Raw genomic sequence first — 4,061 nt, forward strand, 5'->3', positions numbered from 1 at the left:
ATGCCGACATTTCGGCGGTGCTGGCCGAGGTCGGTCTGGGACGGCTATCCTCATCGCTCGACCGCGCCGGGCGTTGGGACCATGAGTTGGGCGATGACGAACAGCGCTCGCTGGCCTTCGCCAGGCTCGCGTTGCGGCAGCCGAAATGGGTGATCATCGACGAGGCGCTGGATGCATTCGACGGCCCATCGCTAAGACGCGTGCTGTCGATGCTCGAGAAGCGTTTGCCGGCGACAGCGATCCTCAACATCGGGCGCGGCCAGCACAACGACCACTTCTTCCCGCGCGCGTTGACGATCGTCAAGGATTCCGGTGCGCCAGCGCTGAAGCCCGCCCGCGTCAGAGCCGGCGCGATCGAACCGCCGCCAGTCGCCGCCCGCGGCAAGAAATGACCTGATATCCGGACGGGGAAGCAAAGCTTTATTTTGCCGTGATCGCGAGGGAAGCTCTTCGGGAGAACAACCTGGCGACGGCCATGCTTGATGCTCTGCGCCTGCTTGCCTGTCTTGCCTGCGCCCAGGCTGCCCCCGCCGCCTCGCCGCGGGATGCGCTCGCCGTCGACGTCGAGCTGGTGCTGGCAGTCGACATCTCGCTGTCGATGGACGAGAAGGAGTTCGCGCTGCAGCGCGCCGGTTATGTCGAGGCGCTGCGGCATCCCGACTTCATCAAGGCTGTCCGCGCCGGCGCCACGGGCCGCATAGCGCTGACCTATTTCGAGTGGGCCGGCACGGTGCGCGACGACGCGGTCATCGGCTGGCAGATCATCGATAGTGCCGAGAGCGCCAACAGCTTTGCCGACGAGGTCGCGGCGCGTCCGTTCCGCAGCTTTCGCGGCACTTCGATTTCCGGCGCGCTGGCCTTCGGTGCCGAGCTTTTCGACCGCACGTCTTTCCAGGGCGAACGTAGCGTCATCGACATTTCGGGCGACGGACCGAACAATATCGGACCGCCAGTCACCGCGACGCGTGATGCGGCGACTGCCAAAGGCATCGTCGTCAACGGCCTGCCGATCCTGATCAGCCCGTCGCCCACCTTCAGCCATCTCGACCAGTATTACGCGCAATGCGTGACCGGCGGGCCCGGTTCCTTCGTGCTGCCCATCTATGCCGCCGCGGAGTTTTCGACAGCCATCCGGCGCAAGCTGATCCTCGAAGTGAGCGGCATTCGGGACAAGGCGAGAATCACCCCCGTCGACGCGGCCAAGCCGATAGACTGCCTGCAGGGCGAACGGGACAGGCGGTTTTTATCGGATCCGTATTTTCCCGAACTTGACCGCTGAGCTCTCGATAGTGCGGTTCACGCAATCCGGAGGGAAAACCGTTCCACGATTTTCCTGGAGTTGCTCTGGGTTCAGGCGAGCCGGGCGCCACATTGGTTGCGAAACTCGTTGGAGAGATCGCGGCGCCAGCGTCGGCCATGGACATAGCCTTGCATCAATTCCGGCAGCGAGTAGCCAAGCGCTTTCGACGATCGGTTGGCCATATAGCCCTGGAATGCCTCCGGTATCCTGCCTCGCAGGATATCGGCGATGAGCTGCCGCGAGATCATGTAAGGCGGAATGTGCGGGTAGGCGTGGGCAATATGAGGATGTTTGCCCATCAGGTTCGCATAGGCCTCGACATAGCCGTCACGGCGGCCGGAAATCGAGTTCTCCGAATTGTATTTCGTCCAGTCGAGGTCCTCGGACAGTTGCGCACCGAAGCGCCGGGCAAGGCGCAGCAGCAATTCGCGATCCTGCATGCGGGTGATGTCGCTGTCGTAGCCGCCGATGGCCAGCAAGGCTTCACGGCGAGCAGTGATCGCGGAGCCGGCGATGAAGATGGTCTGCCCAACCAGCGTCCGCTCAAGCATTGCGGGGCTCACGAATGCCTCTGGGTTGGCGCAGTTTGTGATGCGATTGCCCTTCAGGGACACGAACGAACTGATCAGCACTTGCAGTGCAGGATTTTCATCGAACCAGGTCAGGGTTCGTTCAAGCCGGTGCGGCAAGTAGATGTCGTCGGAATCGAGGAACGTCACCAACGGTGCCCGCGCCCGCTCGATGCCGGCATTCCTGGCGGCGTTGGCGCCTCGCCATTTCGCCCCGACATAGATCAGCCGCGGGTCCTGGATGCGGGCCAGCGCCGCTTCGGTCCCATCGGTCGAACCATCGTCGACGACAATGTGCTCAAACCTCGACATGCTCTGGGAGAATACGCTTTCCACGGCGCGCAACACTGTTTCGCGTCGGTTGTGGGTCGGCGTAATGACCGTGATGAGAGGTACTGGATCGATCCCGGCCATGTCTGTCAGCTGTTTCCTGCGCAGGGTTGCGCGTCTGTCCAGGACTTTTCGATTTTCAGAACGGTCGAATGGATTGGACTTCCCTTTCTCTACACCACATCACAGTCGGCGCGACGCTATAAAAAACGACTGCCCCTGTCACCCACCGTGCCGGTACTCAATCCAGGCGAGACAACGAATCCCCGCTCTTAGCGTTCCAATTGCAACAGCACCGCCGCACATAGCATTACGAATCACCGTGGAAGCAACCCATCATGACAGATAGCATACATCCCATTACCTCAGACGTAATCGCTTAGCGCTCGGCCTTTGGTCAGATTGCCCATGCAGAGGCCGGCAACTCGGCTTCGATGACAAGGGAGTTCAGTCATGGCCGCTTACGCCGTCGCCCATATGCGCCAAGCCACAATGGGTCCGCAGATCGTCGAATATCTGCATAGGATAGATGCCACGCTGGAACCTTTCGGCGGCCGTTTTCTGGTCCATGGCGGCGATGTGGAGGTGATCGAGAACGACTGGCCTGGCCATCTGATCATCATAGAATTTCCCGACAGGCAGCATGTGCATGGCTGGTACAATTCGCCGGCCTACCAAGCGATACTGGCGCTGCGCACGGACAATTCGGAGGCCGATGTGGTGTTCGTCGACGGCGTCGAACATCCGCACAAGGCCACGGATGTTCTGGAGCAATCGCCGGATCAAGGATCAATTGGACGCTGAACTGCGGTTCAAGGAATGGCGGTACAGCGTCTAGCTATGCCCAACATAGTCTGGCACCGTTTCGATTTTGTCGCGAACCATGCCAGTTGCGAAACTGAACTGGCCCCAAAACGCCAAACCATAAAATGCCTGACCGACAATCAGAGAAAAGGGAACCTGCCAAAGCGGCATCCCGGTTTCCCGGGCATGGCCTACGATCCGTCGTGTCGTGCGCCATGACATGGTGAGCCACCGGCTGAAGGACTTGACTATCCGTCGCGTGCGGCTCGGCGAATTGAGCGCAACGAACTTCCGGTCGGCGTCGCGACCTGTAACCAGGGCGCGCCAGTAAAAGAACCGCCAGCCCCGCGGCGAATAGTGATAAACGCGTGCGTTGACATTATGAATTTTGTGGCCTTCCCGCAGCAGTTCGCGCATCAGCAAAGTGCAGGAAACCTTGAAGCCGTTATGTTTTGGAAAAGGGTGGCTGAGGATCCACTCGCGTCGAAACGCTACATTGTTGGCGTTGATCGCTCGCTTCGAGGCAAATCGCCCGTCACCACGGGCCATCGGGAAAAACCAGATCAACGCAAAGGTTCTTGAAAAGAAGTCGTCGTATGAAAGGTATGTATATCCGTTTGCGCAGATAACTTCAGAGTTTTCAAAGGGTTCAAGCAGTCCTGATAGCCATCCTGGTTCCGCGACCACGTCGGAATCCAGAAAGATGACGATATCTCCGTCCGATGCCAGCATACCGTTGTTCTTCAGGTCGTAATATCGGCCGCCAGGGAAAGCTGTGAAGACGAGTTCGGCAACCTGACCGAGCTGCGGGGCCTCATTCGAAATCTCACGACGCAACGCCTCTTTGTCCGACTCTGCTCCGCCGTGAGAGATGACGATCCTTGGTCGCGCTGAACCGGTTGCTGAAACCGATGAGATTTCCCGAGCCAAGGCCTTCATCCCAACGCCGATCTCGCCCCAGTCGATCGATTTTGCATTCTCCATTTCGACGACGAGTGAATAAGTTGCGCGTTCTTCGACCATTTTTTGCCCCCCCGAGCCGTCAGTGTGGCTATAGC

The 4,061-nt window shown here is 59.5% G+C and carries 4 protein-coding genes and 1 pseudogene; 3 read left to right on the forward strand and 2 right to left on the reverse strand.

The window, feature by feature from the left end:
- Both ENZ75_RS23730 and ENZ75_RS23735 read left to right on the forward strand, forming a co-directional pair.
- Positions 1–392 (forward strand): annotated as a pseudogene (locus ENZ75_RS23730) (ABC transporter ATP-binding protein/permease); the annotation flags it as partial.
- Positions 393–475: 83 nt separating this feature from the next.
- A complete protein-coding gene (locus ENZ75_RS23735; RefSeq protein WP_063169101.1) occupies positions 476–1,279 on the forward strand; it encodes a DUF1194 domain-containing protein in 804 nt (267 codons plus the stop codon).
- A gap of 71 nt (positions 1,280–1,350) precedes the next feature.
- Here the strand turns inward: ENZ75_RS23735 and ENZ75_RS23740 are convergent, their stop codons facing one another.
- Positions 1,351–2,283: a glycosyltransferase family 2 protein gene (locus ENZ75_RS23740; RefSeq protein ID WP_013529382.1), complete on the reverse strand. Its 933-nt coding sequence runs from the start codon at positions 2,281–2,283 to the stop codon at positions 1,351–1,353.
- Positions 2,284–2,652: 369 nt separating this feature from the next.
- On the opposite strand from ENZ75_RS23740, the gene ENZ75_RS23745 reads away from it, so the two are divergent.
- Positions 2,653–3,003 (forward strand): DUF1330 domain-containing protein, encoded by a 351-nt coding sequence (locus ENZ75_RS23745; RefSeq protein ID WP_013529383.1) that lies wholly within the window; start codon positions 2,653–2,655, stop codon positions 3,001–3,003.
- A gap of 30 nt (positions 3,004–3,033) precedes the next feature.
- On the opposite strand, the gene ENZ75_RS23750 is transcribed toward ENZ75_RS23745, so the two are convergent.
- A partial coding sequence (locus ENZ75_RS23750) for a glycosyltransferase (RefSeq protein WP_348630620.1) occupies positions 3,034–4,061 on the reverse strand: 1,028 nt, incomplete at its 5' end.

Origin of the sequence: Mesorhizobium sp. M7A.F.Ca.CA.002.04.1.1, from assembly GCF_004022805.1 — a bacterium.
GTDB classification, from domain to species: domain Bacteria; phylum Pseudomonadota; class Alphaproteobacteria; order Rhizobiales; family Rhizobiaceae; genus Mesorhizobium; species Mesorhizobium ciceri.

What these genes read in the sequence shown, in the direction of transcription:
- ENZ75_RS23735 (WP_063169101.1), top strand. Translation starts at nt 476, where the DNA reads ATGCTTGATGCTCTGCGCCTGCTTGCCTGTCTTGCCTGCGCCCAGGCT.
- ENZ75_RS23740 (WP_013529382.1), bottom strand. Translation starts at nt 2,283, where the DNA reads ATGGCCGGGATCGATCCAGTACCTCTCATCACGGTCATTACGCCGACC.
- ENZ75_RS23745 (WP_013529383.1), top strand. Translation starts at nt 2,653, where the DNA reads ATGGCCGCTTACGCCGTCGCCCATATGCGCCAAGCCACAATGGGTCCG.